At 71.2% G+C, this 16,260-nt stretch carries 10 protein-coding genes; 3 read left to right on the top strand and 7 right to left on the bottom strand.

Annotated features, from left to right (window positions below; all coding sequences use genetic code 11):
• Nucleotides 1-112: 112 nt before the first annotated feature.
• The 6 genes from ACFUK0_RS05850 to ACFUK0_RS05825 form a co-directional block, all read right to left on the bottom strand.
• Entirely contained in the window at nt 113-1,213 is a 1,101-nt protein-coding gene (locus tag ACFUK0_RS05850; protein WP_380246806.1) for a calcium:proton antiporter, read from the bottom strand.
• 305 nt (nt 1,214-1,518) lie between these two features.
• Nucleotides 1,519-2,832 (bottom strand): substrate-binding domain-containing protein, encoded by a 1,314-nt coding sequence (locus ACFUK0_RS05845; protein ID WP_380246805.1) that lies wholly within the window; start codon nt 2,830-2,832, stop codon nt 1,519-1,521.
• Between the two features lie 188 nt (nt 2,833-3,020).
• Entirely contained in the window at nt 3,021-6,080 is a 3,060-nt protein-coding gene (locus ACFUK0_RS05840) for an alpha-mannosidase (protein WP_380246804.1), read from the bottom strand.
• 49 nt (nt 6,081-6,129) lie between these two features.
• Nucleotides 6,130-7,038 (bottom strand): carbohydrate ABC transporter permease, encoded by a 909-nt coding sequence (locus ACFUK0_RS05835; protein ID WP_380246803.1) that lies wholly within the window; start codon nt 7,036-7,038, stop codon nt 6,130-6,132.
• Nucleotides 7,039-7,932, bottom strand: coding sequence for a carbohydrate ABC transporter permease (locus tag ACFUK0_RS05830; protein WP_380246802.1), 894 nt, complete (start codon nt 7,930-7,932; stop codon nt 7,039-7,041). It lies immediately after the preceding gene.
• The gene (locus tag ACFUK0_RS05825; RefSeq protein WP_380246801.1) at nt 7,929-9,320 is read right to left on the bottom strand and encodes an extracellular solute-binding protein; all 1,392 of its coding nucleotides are present in this window, start codon (nt 9,318-9,320) and stop codon (nt 7,929-7,931) included. The genes ACFUK0_RS05830 and ACFUK0_RS05825 overlap by 4 nt, the downstream gene beginning before the upstream one ends.
• A 144-nt stretch (nt 9,321-9,464) precedes the next feature.
• Here ACFUK0_RS05825 and ACFUK0_RS05820 point away from each other — a divergent pair, with 144 nt between their 5' ends.
• Together ACFUK0_RS05820 and ACFUK0_RS05815 are read left to right on the top strand one after the other, a co-directional pair.
• Complete coding sequence (locus ACFUK0_RS05820; protein ID WP_380246800.1) at nt 9,465-10,700, top strand: ROK family protein; 1,236 nt, start codon at nt 9,465-9,467, stop codon at nt 10,698-10,700.
• Between the two features lie 824 nt (nt 10,701-11,524).
• On the top strand, nt 11,525-14,464 hold the full coding sequence (locus ACFUK0_RS05815) for a glycoside hydrolase family 3 C-terminal domain-containing protein (RefSeq protein ID WP_380246799.1): 2,940 nt from the start codon (nt 11,525-11,527) through the stop codon (nt 14,462-14,464).
• 66 nt (nt 14,465-14,530) lie between these two features.
• On the opposite strand, the gene ACFUK0_RS05810 is transcribed toward ACFUK0_RS05815, so the two are convergent.
• Nucleotides 14,531-15,064, bottom strand: a complete 534-nt coding sequence (locus ACFUK0_RS05810) for a MarR family winged helix-turn-helix transcriptional regulator (RefSeq protein ID WP_380246798.1) — start codon at nt 15,062-15,064, stop codon at nt 14,531-14,533.
• 70 nt (nt 15,065-15,134) lie between these two features.
• On the opposite strand from ACFUK0_RS05810, the gene ACFUK0_RS05805 reads away from it, so the two are divergent.
• Nucleotides 15,135-16,202 (top strand): amidohydrolase family protein, encoded by a 1,068-nt coding sequence (locus ACFUK0_RS05805; protein WP_380246797.1) that lies wholly within the window; start codon nt 15,135-15,137, stop codon nt 16,200-16,202.
• Nucleotides 16,203-16,260 lie beyond the last annotated feature (58 nt).

Below are 16,260 nucleotides of genomic sequence, written 5' to 3'. Positions count from 1 at the left end.
CGCGCAGTGGTGGTCTCGCCGGAGCGGCCGGGCTTCGCCGGCCGGGAGCCGCGACGGCGGCCGAGGGAGTTCGTCCCCTGCTGCTGCCACCGAGCCGCGGCCTACGGGCCGGTCAGGGGCTGACCGCGAGCACCAGGTACGCGGCGAGGACCGAGAGGTGGACGGCCCCCTGGAGCGGCGTCGCCCGGCGCGGGATCACCGTCAGCGTGCCGATCGCCACCGTCAGCGCGAGCAGCACCATGTGGGTCGGGCCCAGGCCCAGGACGAGCGGGCCGCTGAGCCACACGGAGGCCACCGCCACCGCGGGTACGGTCAACCCGATGCTCGCCAGCGCGGAGCCGAGCGCCAGGTTGAGGCTGGTCTGCACCCGGTTGCCGGCGGCCGCCCGCAGCGCCGCGATCGTCTCCGGCAGCAGGACGAGCAGGGCGATCACCACCCCGACCACCGAGGCGGGCAGGCCCGCGTCGGCGACCACCGACTCGATGGTCGGCGACACGACCTTCGCCAGGCCCACCACCGCGGCCAGGGCGACCCCGAGCAGGGCCAGGCTCGTCAGGGCAGCCCGCGAGCTGGGCAGTTCACCGTGGTCGTCCTCGTCCAACACCTCCCCCTCGGGGGTGACCTGCAGGAAGTAGTCCCGGTGGCGGAGCGTCTGGGTCGCGACGAAGAGCCCGTACAGGCCGAGTGAGGCCACGGCGGCGAAGGTGAGCTGGGCGGTGTTGAACTGCGGGCCGGGCGTGCTGGTGGTGAACGTCGGCAGCACCAGGCTGAGGGTGGCGAGCGTCGCGATGGTGGCGAAGGCCGCGCCGGTGCCCTCGGCGTTGAAGACGGCGACGCGGTGGCGCAGGGCCGTCAGCAGGATCGACAGGCCGAGGATGCCGTTGCAGGTGATCATGACGGCGGCGAAGACGGTGTCGCGGGCGAGCGTGGCGTTCTTCTCCGGCGCGCCGGCCATGAGCGTCACGATCAACGCCACCTCGATGATCGTCACCGCCACGGCCAGCACCAGCGACCCGAAGGGCTCCCCCACCCGGTGCGCGATCACCTCCGCGTGGTGCACCGCCGCGAGCACCGCCCCGGCCAGGAACACCCCCACCACGGCCACCACCACACCCGGCAGCGACCGCCCCCACGTCAGCGCCAGGGCCACCAGCGCCAGCAGCGGCACGGTGACGGTCCATCGGGTGACGCCTGCGCGGATTCGGTCGATCATCCGTCGAGCTTCGCATCCCGACCCGCGCCCGGCACGGCGCCACCCCGGGGTGTCGCCGTCGCCCCCCAGCCCGGTGGTCCGAAGGGCGGCCGTTGCTGCGGCAGGGCGTCACGGGCTGCCGGGTGACCGTGGGGGTGGGGGGCGAGCCGGCGGCGGACCGCCGCCGGGCGGGGTTCGCCGCCCGCCCACCGGGATGTCCGCGGCGGGCAGGCCGCACCTCCCTGGTCCGCCCGGTACCGGCTGCCGGCCGACACCGCAGGAACGAGGCCTCCGACCGGGGCGGCTTCCGCCGGCGCGTACGGGGGTCACCCACAGGTGGCGCCGGAGCTCCTCCAGGTGGTGGCGTCGAGCATGGCGGTGGTAGCGAGGGCCTCGGGAGGGAAGGGCTTACCGTTCTTGAGCTTGTCGTACATGGTCCGGACGGCCAGGGCGCCGACGTCTCGGCCGTTGATGAAGAGGGCGGCCCTCATACCGGAGGGCTTGCTGCCGCTCCAGTCCTTGCAGGCGAGGTAGCCGCCGAGGCCGACGCCGATGACGTTGTCGGCGCTGACACCGGCGTTCTGGAGGGCGGTGACGGCGCCGCGGACGTTCTCGTCGTTGCAGCCCCAGACCACCCAGTGTCTGACGCCGGCACCGTCCACGCCGATTCTCGACGCGACCTTGAGCTGAGCGCCCTGCACGGTGTTGTCCGTACCCACGTCGAAGGAGCGGACCCTGCCGGCGACCTGCTCGAAGGCCTGGCCCGCCGCGTTGATCCGCTCCCGGCAGACGTTCACGTCCTGCTGCCAGGCGTACACGATCCGGGTGTCGCCAGGCGCCCAGCCCGCCTTCCGGTACTCCTCGCCCGCACGCCGGCCGACCTGGGCGCCCATCTGCTCCCCGCTGAACCCCACCCGGGGTACCAGGTTCTGACGCGAGCAGACACTCGGGTCCGGAAGGTCGGTGCAGATCTGGTCGTCGGAGGCGAGAAGTGCCACCCCGGCCTCATCGGCGGTCCTCGCGACCTCAGGACCGATCGCCGGATCGGGGACGACGGCTATCACCCCCGCCGTCCGGTCGGCGATTGCGGAGCGCAGCGCGCTCAGCGCCTTCGTCGCGTCGCTGCCGACGTCCACCACGGTCAGGTCCATCCCGAGTTCGGCGGCCTGGGCCTTGGCGCCGGCCGCCTGGTCGAGGAAGTACTCCTGGTCGCCCTGCTTCTGCAGGTAGGTGACGGAGATCCTCGCCGAGGCGGGAGGCGCCCCGTCACCGGAGTCGGCCGGCCCGTGGTCGGCGGAGCACCCGGTGAGCAGCCCGGCCGCGAGGAGGAGGCAGGCGGGGGCCGCGAGGTACCCGGCACGGCGGTGGAACATCACAAGTCTCCTGTACGAGTTGCCGAGTGTGGAGGCGGCGGGCTGCCGGTTGCCGGGTCCGGCGGCGCCGTAGTTCCTGCCGTCGAGGTGCCGGCGGATCTGCTCGGGCGACACGGAGCGGTCGATCTGGACGGCGTAGGTGCGGTGGCCGCTCCGGCAGCCGCCGCACCCGCGCTCGCCGCTGCCGATACCGGTCGACTCGTTGCACGGGCCGCCCGGGTGGGGGTGCCAGGGCCGAGCCCGCCGCAGCGGCGAGCGTGACGGCACATCGGAGGAGTCCTCTCATGGTTCCACCTGGGTGCGGGGGCACGACGGAGGTCGGCAGCCGGCGCGACCGAAAACGCCTGTTCCATATTGAGCATTGGTGTTGATTTGCTTGTCAATAGGCGCGACAGAACAGGGAGTTGTACACATTATCCAACAGGACTGCGGCGCTGGTCACGGCCGGATCAGGTTCACGTGGCGGGGGCCGGGGTGAGGCGGAGCGTCAGGATCTGGAAGGGCCGCAGCGACAGCCGGACTTCGGAGCCCACCACGGTGTGGCTGCCGTCCTGGGCCAGGGGGCGCTCCAGCAGGTCGGTGGCCACGACGGCGGCCAGGGCGAAACCGGGCGTCAGCGTGGCCCGGGCCCTTCCGCCGTGGGCCTCGTAGAGGCGGACGATGACGTCGTCGGAGCGGTCGTCGGCGAGTTTGACGGCCGACACCAGGACGGCGGCGTGGTCGACGGAGACCAGTGGCGCCACGGTGGCGGTGCCAAGCACGGTCCGCTCGGGGAGGTTCAGCCGGTAGCCCTCCTCGATCGCCTCGGGGACCTCGACCCCGATCAGCAGCCCGTAGCGCAGCCGGTGCCGGCCCTGGTCCGCCTCGGGGTCGGGGAAGCGGGGCGCCCGGAGCAGCGAGAGCCGCACGGTGGTGGTGGTGCCACCGTCCGGGCGGGTGTCGCGGGTGACGTCATGGCCGTAGGTGGAGTCGTTGACCAGCGCCGCACCCCAGCCGCGCTCGCCGACGTGCAGGAAGCGGTGTGCACAGACCTCGAACTTGGCCGCGTCCCAGCTGGTGTTGGTGTGGGTCGGCCGTTCCACGTGCCCGAAGGGGATCTCCGCGGTGGAGTGGGCGGCCCGCACGTCCAGCGGGAAGGCCGCCTTGAGCAGCTTCTCGCGTTCGTGCCAGTCGATCACCGTGTCGATGTCGAGCCGTCGGCTGCCCTGGTCCAGGGTCAGCGTCTGCTCGATCCTGGAGGACCCGAAGGTCCGCACGATGTGGATGCCGGTGCCCGTCGCACGGACCGACTCGGCGTCGGTGAGGTCCAGGACCGTGTTGCGGTAGAAGGCGTCGATGTCCCAGGCGTCCCACTGGTTGGGGAAGTCCTGGTGCAGTTGCAGCAGGTTGCCGAGGGTGCCCGGGGCGAGTGCCTCCCGGTCGGCGCCGAGGTCGTGGGCCGAGGTGATCAGCCCGCGGCCGTCGACCACGATGCGCACCAGCGCGTTCTCCAGGACGAGTTGGTCACCCGAACGGGTCGGGGCGGTCGCCGGCGGCCGGGGCGGCCGGGGCACGGCACCCATGGCCGGGACGCCGTCGCGGGCGTGCGGGGCGGCGTTGAAGACGACCGCCTGCCCGTCCGGGCCGGGAGGCCCGGCCAGGGTGCGCTGGGCCTGGCCGACGAGCTGCTCCAGTTCGCTGGTCACCGCGAGGTAGGTCTCCTGCGCCTCGCGGTGCACCCAGGCGATGGAGGTGCCGGGCAGGATGTCGTGGAACTGGTGCAGCAGTACGGTCTTCCACAACCGGTCCAGCGCCTCGTAGGGGTAGGCCGCACCGTGCTCCACGGCGGCGGTGGCCGCCCACAGCTCGGCCTCGCGGAGCAGGTGCTCGCTGCGCCGGTTGCCCTGCTTGGTCGCCAACTGGCTTGTCAGAGTGCCGCGGTGGAACTCCAGGTAGAGCTCGCCGACCCATACGGGTGCGTCGGGGTAGTCGGCAAGCGCTCCCGCGAAGAACTCTCCGGGCGTCTCGACGACGACCTTCGCCGACCCCTCCAGGTCGGCCAGCCGGGCGGCGCGGGCCAGCATCTCACGGGTGGGGCCGCCGCCCCCGTCGCCGTAGCCGAACGGGACCATCGAGCGGTTGGTGCGGGCCTTGTCCTGGAAGTTGCGCTCGCTGTGGGCGACCTCGGCGCCGGAGAGTTCGCTGTTGTAGGTGTCGACCGGCGGGAAGTGGCTGAAGATCCGGGTGCCGTCGATGCCCTCCCACCAGAAGGTGTGGTGCGGGAACTTGTTGGTGGTGTTCCAGGAGATCTTCTGGGTCAGGAACCAGCGCACCCCGGCGAGTTTCATCACCTGCGGGAGTGCGGCGTTGTAGCCGAAGGTGTCCGGCAGCCACATGTCCTCGGTCTCGACGCCGAACTCCTCCAGGTAGAAGCGCTTGCCGTGGACGAACTGGCGCGCCAGCGACTCCCCTCCGGTGATGTTGGTGTCCGGCTCCACCCACAGGCTGCCGGTGGGCAGGAACTGCCCCGTCGCCGCCTTCTCCCCGACCCGGGCGTAGACCTCCGGCCGGTGCTGCTTGAGCCAGGCCAGTTGCTGTGCCTGGGACATGGCGAACCTGAAGCCGGGGTGGTCGTCCATCAGCTGGGTCACGTTGGAGACCGTCCGGGCCACCTTGCGGACGGTCTCGCGCAGCGGCCAGAGCCACGCGGAGTCGATGTGGGCATGGCCGATCGCGGAGATCCGGTGGGCCCTGGCGCTCGCGGGTGCGGCCAGGGCGGGGGCCAGCAGCGCGCGGGCGGCGGCGGCCGTGCCGCTGACGTCCTGGAGGTCCACCGCGTCCAGCGCCCGTTCGACGTCCTGCAGCAGCTGCCACCGGCGGGTGGATCCGGACGGCAGCTCGTGGGCCAACTGGCCGAGTACGTCCAGGTCCTGGACCAGCTCGAACACGACGCGGTCGAACACCGCCAGGTCCGCCCGGCGCAGCCGGTACAGCGGCTCACCCGGCGGGGCGCCGGCGTCGCGGAGCCAGGGGGCGCGGTCGCCCAGCCTCGTGGGGTGGAAGGAGAGGTCGTCCGGCCCGGTGTGCATGACCACCGGATTGGCGGCGGCCTCGATGTAGTACTCGAACGCCGCGCCGCCGTGCGCCGGTGCGCCGATCGGCAGGTGGGTGTTGCGGGGGTTGAGCGCCTTGACCGCGGTGCCGTCCGGGCGGTAGACCAGCCCCTCGGCGGAGAACCCGGGCTCCGTGCTGCCGAAGCCCAGGTCCAGTACCGCCTCCAAGGTCAGCCCGTCCCAGTCCTCCGGGACGGTGCCGCTGATCCGGAACCAGCAGGTCGCCCAGGCCGGCCCCCAGCGGTCGCCGACCCCGGCCGGCCGGTACCGGGCGCGGAGCGCCACCGGGACGGGGACCGGCTCGCCACGGACGTCCCAGATCCCGACGCCGAGCGGGACGGCGCGCGCGTGCACCGCGGGTCGAAGGCGCTGGTCCAGCACCCGGGCGAGCCTTGCCTCGGTCACGGCGGGGTCGTTGTGCACTGCTGGCCTCCTGGGCGGGACGGGTGGCGGGGGCATTGCGGGGAGGGGCTCAGCCCTTGAGGGCGCCGCCGAGGGCGAAGCCGCCGCCGAGCCTGCGGGCGAGCAGCAGGTAGAGCATCAGCACCGGCACGGAGTAGATGACCGAGAAGGCCGAGAGCTGCCCGTACTGGGTCTGGTTGTGGGCGCTGAGGAAGGTGAACACGCTGACCGAGGCGGGCAGCTTCTCCGGCGACAGCAGCAGGATGAAGGGCACGAAGAAGTTGCCCCACATCCCGATGAAAGTGAAGACCGTCACCACGACGATGCCGGGCCGCATCAGCGGCAGGACGATCCGCCACAGCACCTGCATGCTGTTCGCGCCGTCGATCCTGGCGGCCTCCTCCAGTACGACCGGCACACCGTCCATGAAGCTCTTCATGAGCCAGATCCCGAACGGCAGCGCCGCGGCGCCCAGGAAGAGCGTGGTCGCGAGCATCGAGTCGATCAGGTCGACCTGCACGAACATGCTGTAGACCGGGATCATCACCGCGGTGATCGGCAGGCCGGTGCTGAAGAGGACGGTGTAGAGGAACGGCCGTCGCAGCCGGGACCGCAGGCGCGACAGCGGATAGGCGGCCAGCACCGAGCACAGTACGCACACCAGGGTGCCCCCGCCGCACAGCAGCAGCCCGTTCAGCATCGGCCGGTAGGTGGTGTCGGCGTCGAGCACGGCACGGAAGTTGGCCGTCGTCGGGGACGGCACGGTGAGCTCGAAGCCGGAGCGCGAGCTGACGGACGCCAGCAGCATCCACAGCAGCGGCACGAGGTAGAGCAGCGAGAACAGCAGCAGCAGGACGTTGACGGACGCACGTCCGGTACTGCCCCGGCGCCGGTGCCCGCGCGGCCGGGGAGCGGCCGGTGGGGTCGGCAGCCGCGGGCGGTCCACGCTCGTGCGCGGGGGGCTGTCGGAGACGGCCATTCAGTCCTCCTCCACCTTCAGCATCCGGATGTAGACGGCGGAGAACAGGCCGCCCACGGCGAGCAGCACCAGCGCCACGGCCGTCCCGTAGCCGATCAGGCTGTTCTGGAAGGCCTGCTGGTACATGAAGACCGGCAGCGTCTGCGAGCTGTTTCCGGGGCCGCCCCGGGTCATCGTGTAGATGAGACCGAACACGGACAGCGTCTGCAGGGTGACCAGCATCAGATTGGTCAGCACGGACCGCCGGATGACCGGCAGGGTCACCCGCCACAGCCGCTGCCAAGGTCCGGCGCCGTCCACCTCCGCCGCCTCGACCAGCTCCTGCGGCACCTCGTTCAGGGCGGCGGAGAACACCAGCATCGAGAACGCCGTGCCCCGCCAGACGTTGGCGACGCAGACCGCCAGGACGGGCAGGGTGTACAGCCAGTTCTGCTGCGGCAGGTGCAGCAGCCGGAGGATCGCGTTGAGCGAGCCCTGCTGGTAGAAGAAGGCGTACATCAGGTAGCCGGCCACCACCTCGGGCAGGATCCAGGCCGCGACGACGACGGCGCCGGTGATCGACCGGACCGGCTTGGACGCCTTCTCCATCAGCACGGCCAGGGCCAGCCCCAGGCTGTTCTGGCCGATCACGGCCGAACCGATCACGAACACCAGGGTCAGTTCGACGGCGTTCAGGAAGTCCGGATCGCCGACCGCGCGGGTGAAGTTCCGCAGGCCGGCGAAGTGCGTACCGGAGGCACCGGTGAGCTGCAGGTCGGTGAAGGCGTAGTAGACGCAGTACCCGATCGGACCGGCCAGGAACACCAGCAGCAGCACCACCGAGGGCAGCAGCGGCAGGCCCCGCAGCAGACCCCGCAGCGGGGCGCGCGGGGTCAGGGCCGGGACGCCGCTCACCGGGTGCTGCGTACGGTCTTGTCCGCGCCGACCGCCGACGAGACCCCGCTGTCGTAGGCGGTGGCGGCCTCGGCGACGGAGCTCTGACCTGTGGTCACCGCCTCCATGGCCTTCTGGATGGCGCTGGACACCTGGGTGTAGGCGGGCAGGCCCGGGCGGTAGTAGGTGTTGGCGACCAGCGCGCTGAAGAACGCGTTGGTCGGCAGCGCCTCCAGGTAGGAGGCGTCGGCGGCCACGTCCTTGCGGACCGCGATGGTGGCGTTCACGCTGTTCCACGCGGCGGAGGCGGATTCGGTCTCCAACGACTGGAGGAACTTCCAGGCGAGGTCCGGGCTCTTGGCCTTGGCCGGGATCGACCAGGCCCAGCCACCGGACATGCTGATCCTGCCGGGGGCCTGGCCGTTCTGTGTCGGCATCGCGGCCATGCCCATCGTCGCCTCCCACTGCGGCCACGGCTGGGGGCCGGTCCTGATCCAGTTGTTGGGCATCCAGGAGCCGTCGATGTCCATGGCGAGCTTGCCCTGCGGGATGAGCTGGGTGGCGACGGCGGACGCGAAGTCGACGCCCAGCGCCTGCTGCGCGGAGGGAGCGAGGCCCTGGCTGTAGACGGTGTGGACGAAGTCGAGTGCGTCCTTGAAGCCCTGGCTGCCGACCACCCACTTCTGCTGCCCGGCGTCGTACAGCGCGCTGCCGGCGGCCGGTGTTCCGTACAGCAGCATCTCGAAGCCCTGCATGGACGACTGCTCACCGCCGGCGGTGCCGGTGTAGAGGTTGAGCGGGGTGACCCCGGGGACCTCGGACTTGATCGTCCTGGCCGCGCCGAGCACGTCTTCCCAGGTGTTCGGCTGCCAGGGCACCGGCAGGCCGGCCTGCGCGAAGATCTCCTTGTTGTACCAGATGCCACGGGTGTCGGTGTTGTCCGGAACCCCGTAGATCCTGCCGTCGGCGGCGTACTTCATCGCGGCCTTGGCCGGGTCGGCGTACTGGCTCCAGTCGGCCCAGGAACCGAGGTAGCCGTCGAGCGGTCTGAGGTAGCCGGCCGCCACGTCCGAGTTGATGATCGCGGTGTCCTCGTAGACCAGGTCGGGCGCGGTCGAGGGGGAGCGCATCATCAGCTGGATCTTGGTGTAGTAGTCGTTCTCGGCGGCCGTGACCGGGATGAGCTTGACCGTGGTGCCCGGATTCGCCTTCTCGAACGCGGTGACCATGGGCCCCAGGTAGTTCGCCTGGACCTTGTTGCTGTTGTTCAGCTGCTGCTGGTAGACGACCTTGATCGTCTTCTCGGTGCCGCCCGCGCCGGAGGCCGGCTTCGATCCCGAAGCGCAGCCCGACGCGGTCAACGCCAGAGCGACTGCGACACCGATGGCACCGGGAAGAGCTTTCCGCACGCTGAACCTCCAGTGATGGACGCACTACTGCCGGGCCGACGCTAAATCCATTGGATGGACTAAGTCAACGCTCCGGACCTGTAGACTTCCGCTGCAACTGGTGCACGTCGGACCCGTGCGCAGGGACAGAAGAGATGAGCAGCGGTGACGCAGGGCGGGACGAATCTTCCCCGGGTCGGGGGCTACAACCAGGCGGTCGTCCTGGACGCGATCCGCACCGCAGGCCCGGTGAGCCGGGTCGAACTCGTCCCGCTCACCGGACTGACCAGCCAGACCGTCTCCAACGTGGTCCGGAGGCTGCTCGACGCCGGCCTGGTCGCGGAGGCCGGGCACGCCCCCTCCAGCGGTGGCAAGCCGCGCACACTGCTGTCCCCGCGTGCGGACGGCGCCTACGCGGTGGGCGTGCATCTGGACCCGGAGGTCGCCGTGGTCGTGCTGGTGAACCTGGTCGGCGAGGTGGTCGCCAGCAGGCGGCTGCGGCTGAGCGATCCCAGCAACCCGGCGGACGTGGTGGAGCGGGCGGCGGGCGCGGCGCGGCGACTCGCCGCCGGGTCCGGGGTCGACCCCGCCCGGCTGCTGGGCACCGGGATCGCCACCCCCGGCCCGATCGACGCGCAGGCCGGGGCCGTCGTCTCGCCGCCGAACTTCTCCGGCTGGGGGCGGGTGCCGCTGCTGGAGATGTTCAGGACGGCCACCGGCATGCCGGTGGCCATGGACAACGACGCCACGGCAGCCGCCATCGGCGAACGCTGGATCGGCGGCAGGGCCCGCACCGGCAGCTTCCTGTTCATCTACCTGGGCACCGGGGTCGGCGCCGGCATCGTCCTCAACAACACCGTCCTGCACGGGGATTCCGGCAACGCGGGCGAGTTCGGCCACATGGCGGTCGAACCCGGCGCACTGGTCTGCCACTGCGGCGGCAGCAACTGCCTGGGGCCCTACGTCACCCCGGCCGCCGTCATCGCGGATCTCCTGGACCGCCACGGCCGGGAGGCCGCGACCCGCATCGGCGTGACGGGGGCCGCCGAGGCACTGCACACGGACTGGAAAGCACTGCGCCAGGCCGTACGCCGGGACGATCCGGCCGCCCGCGACGCGGTCCGCAAGGCCGCACGGCTGGTCGGCCAGGCCGTCCGGGGCGCGGTCGCACTGCTGGACGTGAGCCGCGTGGTGCTGGGCGGCGGGGCTCTGCGCGGCATCGAGTCCATCGTGTGCGAGGAGGTCGACACGGCCGTCAACGCGATGGCGAACGCCACCCGCCCGGTCGCCGTCGAGAAGAGCGTGATCGGCGACGCCGTGGGCGCGGTCGGCGCCGCGTCGCTCATCCTGCACGGCAACTACGCCCCCGGCTGGGGCATGCTCACCGAACAGTCCCCCTGAGCCGGGGCGGCCCCGAAACCCGCCGGACGCACCGCCGGAGGACAGGCGAAACGCCTCGTCGCGTTCGCCTAGTGAACGGTGCCAGGGCCCCGCATGCATTGCCATGGTCAAGTACTGACCCCTCCAGCAGGGTTGACCCCGAAGGCTGCTCCGTCCTAGCCTCAACTCCTGACAGCGTTCATGTGGCAGATAGCTGTTCACGTACATGACCGAGTAGCCACGGCCTGAGCCTTCCCTCCCTCCCTCCGTCGCGCGGAGGCACACGCCGTCCGGGACCGCATCCCCCACCCCGGGAGGGCACCCCGCACACGAACTCCCCGACTCCCCCGCAGGGAAGGGGCAGCACCCTCCGCGCGACCCTCACCGGGGCCGTCGGCGCGACCCGTCGACAGGCTCCGACCGCGCGCCGGCCGCCGCATCGAGTTCAGACACCACGGGCATCGCGACGCCGGTCCGGACTCGGAGCGGCGGCAGCGGTTCCCGGTGCACCGCCGGCCGCATACGCCACAGAGCACACCGCACATGCGGCCGACTCGCGAAGAAGGCCTCGGACGGTTTGGCCGACATCAACGCGAACACGTCCGGCATCACCTTCGTCACCTCCCAGGGGCCCCGGCGCGACACAAGTGGCCGCCGGGCCGGCCTGCCGCGCTCCCCCGCTGCCGTACGCGTGATCTCCGAGATCGCCGTATGCCTGCGGCACGGCAGGATGTCCGGCCCCCTTTTCGCCTCCGGCACCTCAGCCTCGTTCTCTTCGAAAGCAGCCGGGCCCGGAGCGGGTTCGGTGTGACGTCATATCCCCTACCTCCCGATGGAGTTGTCCAATGCCGAAGAAGCGTCATGTCCCCAGGTGGATGGCGGTGGTGGCGGCGATCGGGCTCGCCGTCCTCTCCCTCCCCGCCCAGAGCCCGGTCGCCGAGGCCGCCCAGAACCCCTGGATGAACACCGGCCTGACGCCGGCCCAGCGGGCCGACAGCCTGCTGTCCGCGATGACCCAGGCCGAGAAGCTGACCATGCTGCACGGCGGCGCGTCCTGCGGTTACGTCGGCTGCGTCGACGGGAACAGCCGCCTCGGAATACCGCCGCTGCACCTGCAGGACGGGCCGGTCGGAGTGGGTGACGGCCTCAGCGGCGTCACCCAGCTGGCCTCGCCGGTGTCCGGGGCGGCGACCTGGGACACCGCCCTGATGCAGAAGTACGGCGAGGTCCTCGGTGCCGAGCAGTGGGGCAAGGGCGTCAACATCGAGCTCGGCCCGACGGTGAACATCGTGCGGGATCCGCGCTGGGGCCGGGCCTTCGAGTCCTTCGGCGAAGACCCCTACCTGGCCGGCCAGATCGGCGTCGCGGACATCCGGGGCATCCAGAGCCAGGGCCCGATGGCGCAGGTCAAGCACTACGCGGCGTACAACCAGGAGACCAACCGTTTCGGCCTGGAGGACAACGTCATCGTGTCCGACCGGGCGACCCGGGAGATCTACACCCCCGCGTTCGAGGCGGCCGTCAAGGGCGGCGTCGACTCGGTGATGTGCTCGTACAACCTGATCAACGGCCCGCACGCCTGCGAGAACGGCCCGATGCAGAACGGCATCCTCAAGGGCGACATGGGATTCACCGGCTTCATCACGGCCGACTGGGGCGCCACCCACTCCACCGTCGCCTCGGCCAACAACGGCCTGGACATGGAGATGCCGGACAGCAGGTACTACGGCAGCGCACTGACCACGGCGGTGAACAACGGCCAGGTCTCACAGGCCACCCTGAACGACCACACCCGGCGCATCCTCACCTCGATGTTCCGGCAGGGCCTGTTCGACAGGACCCAGAACGGCAACATCAACGCCGTGGTCACCACGGCCGAGCACCTCACCACGGCGAAGCAGGTCGCGATCCAGGGCAGCGTGCTGCTGAAGAACGCGAACAACGTGCTGCCGTTCACCGGTAACACGCACACCGTGGCCGTCCTCGGCAGCGGCGGCGGCGCCGGCGCGATGACCCAGGGCGGCGGCAGCGCCGGGGTGACGGCCTCCGGCATCGTCACCCCGTACCAGGGGCTGAAGGCCCGCGGCGGCAGCGCCGTCAACGTCACCTACGCCCAGGGCGGCACCCGATCGGACGGCGCTCTGCCGCCCATCGACACCAGTCTGCTCACCCCCTCCTCGGGCTCGGGACACGGCCTCACCGCCGACTACTTCAACAACCAGACGCTGTCCCTGCCGGTCGTGGCATCGAGGGTCGAGCCCACCGTGGACTCCGCCTGGAACGGCGGCGCCCCGGTTCAGGGCACCTCCGGGGGCAGCTGGTCCGGGCGCTGGAGCGGAAAGGTGACCCCACCGACGACCGGTACCTACACCTTCTCGCTGACCAGCGACGACGGCAGCCGGCTGTTCGTGAACGGCCAGCAGATCATCGACCAGTGGCAGCCGCAGGCCTCGACCACCAGGACCGGCACGATCGCGCTGACGGCGGGCCAGCCGGTCAGTATCCAGGTGGACTACTACCAGGCCGGCGGCGCGTCCAACCTCACACTCGGCTGGCTGCAGCCCGGCCAGAACCTGCACGACCAGGCGATCACGGCGGCCCGTAGCGCCGACGTGGCGGTGGTCTTCGCGAACAAGTTCGAGTCCGAGGGCAGCGACATCGGCGACATCAACCTCCCCGCCGACCAGAACAAGCTGATCTCCGACGTCGCCGCCGTGAACCCGAACACCGTGGTCGTGGTGAACAGCGGATCGGCGGTGACGATGCCGTGGGCGAACTCGGTGCGCGGCATCGTCGAAGCCTGGTACCCGGGCCAGGAGTACGGCAACGCCCTGGCATCACTGCTGTTCGGCGATTCCAACTTCTCCGGCAAGCTGCCGGTGACGTTCCCGAAGTCGCTGGCCGACGTGCCGGCGAGCACCCCGGCGCAGTTCCCCGGCCAGAACAACACGGTGCAGTACTCCGAGGGGATCAACGTCGGATACCGCTGGTACGACAAGCAGAACATCGCCCCGGCCTACCCGTTCGGCTACGGCCTGTCCTACACCACCTTCGGCTACGGCAATCTGACGGTCGGAAGCCCGGACGGCAGCGGCGGCGTCGCCGTGTCGTTCGACGTGACCAACACCGGCTCGAAGGCCGGCTCGGAGATCGCCCAGGTCTACGTCGGGCAGCCGTCCAGCAGCGGCGAACCGCCGCACAACCTGCGCGGCTTCCAGCGGGTCACGCTCAACCCGGGAGCGACCCAGCGGGTGAACCTCACCCTCGACGCGCGCAGCTTCCAGTTCTGGAACGGCTCCTGGACCACCGCCGCCGGCCCGCAGGCGATCAGCGTCGGCTCCTCCTCGCGTGATCTGCGCCTGAACGGCTCGGTGACGATCACGAACACCCCGGCCACCCAGACCGGCCCGATCAAGGGTGCCGAGTCCGGCCGGTGCGTCGACGTGCCGAACTCGAGCCAGGCCGACTCCACCGTGGTCACGCTCTGGGACTGCAACAACGGCACCAACCAGAGCTGGACCCTGACCGCCGACCAGGAACTGAAGGTCTACGGCACCAAGTGCCTGGACGCCGCCGCCGGCGGCACCGCCGACGGCACGGCGGTCCAGATCTACGACTGCAACAACACCGCCGCGCAGAAGTGGACCCTCAGGGCCGACGGCACCGTCGTCGGCACCGGCTCCGGCAAGTGCCTGGACGCCAAGGCCCGCGGCACCGCGAACAGCACCCCGATCCAGCTGTGGACCTGCAACGACCTGCCCAACCAGAAGTGGTCCCGCAGCTAGCTCCCGCAGCCCGGCCGCCCCGCCGGCCCCCTGTGCGTGCCGACCACGCGCAGGGGGCCGGCGGTGTCACCCGGCGGTCGGGGATCCGGGGACGGGAGCCTCCGGCAGGTACCCGAAGGCGGGAGGGTCGGCCCGGCTGCCGTCCACGGCGCCGAGGATCGATCGCAGTTGGTGCAGGGTGTCCTGAAGCGTCGCGGCCGGCACGGCGGCCAGTACGCGCTGGAGCGCCGTCGTGGCCGCGGCGGTCGTGGCCAGGGTGGTGGTGACACCCTCGGGTGTCAGCCGGACGTTGTGGCTCCGCCCGTCCGACGGGTCGGGGACGCGGCTCACGAGCCCGCGTGCGTCGAGCCGGCGCAGGACGTTGCTCAGTCCGCCGGTGGTCAGCAGCAGGCGCGCCGCCAGCTCCTTCGGCCGCTGCTCGTAGGGGGCGCCGACGGAACGCAACGCGGCGAGCACGTCGAGTTCCGCGGGGGTGAGGCCCTGCGCTGCCAGAGTGGGAGCGATGGCCTGCTCGAAGACGGTCTGCAGGCGCACGACGTGCTGGGAGAACGTCAGCGCGAGGCGCTCGTCGCCGGAGGCGTCCACTCGGTCTGCGGTCATGACTCCACCCTATCCGATGAAAGCTTTAGTGATAGTCTTCAGGAAAGCTATTCAGAAAGGAACCCTCGCCATGGCAGCTGTCACCGCGATCGAAGGCGTCCGTGTGTTCACGGGCGAGAGCCTGACGGAGCCCCGGCGGGTGTACGTCGAGGGGGCGACGATCGTCGCCGGGGGGACTCCCGACACGGTCGTCGACGGTACGGGCCGGACACTCCTGCCGGGCCTGATCGACTCGCACATGCACGTGCTCGGCCGGCAGGACCTGGCGGACCTGGCCCGGTGGGGCGTCACGACCGGCCTCGACATGGCGGCCTGGCCGCTCCCGTTCGTCACCGAGATGCGCGCGCAGAAGGGCGTGGCGCAGATCCTCAGCGCGACCACCCCGGCGGTGGGCCCCGGCGGGAACCACGCCAGGATGCCCGGGTTCCCGGCCGACGGCATCGTCACGACCCCGCAGGAGGCCCGCGCGTTCGTGGAGCGCCGTGTCGCGGACGGCGCCGACTACATCAAGATCGTCACGGAGGCCGCCCCGCCGGCCGGCATGGACCAGGAGACCGTCGCCGCGATCGTCACCGCCGCACACGAACGCGGGCTCCAGGTCGTGGCGCACTCGATCACCACCGGCGCCTTCCGCGTCGCGGTCGGAGCCGGCGTCGACATCAGCACCCACGCGCCCCTGGACGCCGTCCTCGACGACGAGACCGTCGAGCACATGCGGACCGCCGGGACGGTCTCCTCCCCCACCCTGACGATGATGCGGGGCATCGCCTCGGCGCGGGCCGGTACCGGGCTCAGGTACGAGTACGCCCGCGACACGGTGACCAGGCTCCACCGGGCCGGCATCCGGCTCCTGGTCGGCACCGACGCGAACTCCGCGCCCGGGGTCCCGTTCGCCCCCAGGCACGGCGAGTCCCTGCACGACGAGCTGGAGCTCCTGGTCGAGGCCGGCCTCACCCCCCTCGAAGTGCTCCGCTCGGCAACCACCCTCACGGCGCAGACGTTCGGCCTCGAGGACCGCGGCGTGATCGAACCGGGCCGGCGCGCCGACCTGCTCCTGGTCGACGGCGACCCGACCACGGACATCACCGCCACCCGCGACATCGCCGGGGTCTGGATCGCCGGGGAGCGCATCCGATAGGTCACGGACGCGCCACCCCCACCACCCCGGCCGGCCGGCCGGCGGCACGGTGCCGCCG

This window comes from Kitasatospora sp. NPDC057223 (genome assembly GCF_042669755.1).
Taxonomy (GTDB): domain Bacteria; phylum Actinomycetota; class Actinomycetes; order Streptomycetales; family Streptomycetaceae; genus Kitasatospora.
This window is presented reverse-complemented; position numbering and strand designations above follow the sequence as displayed.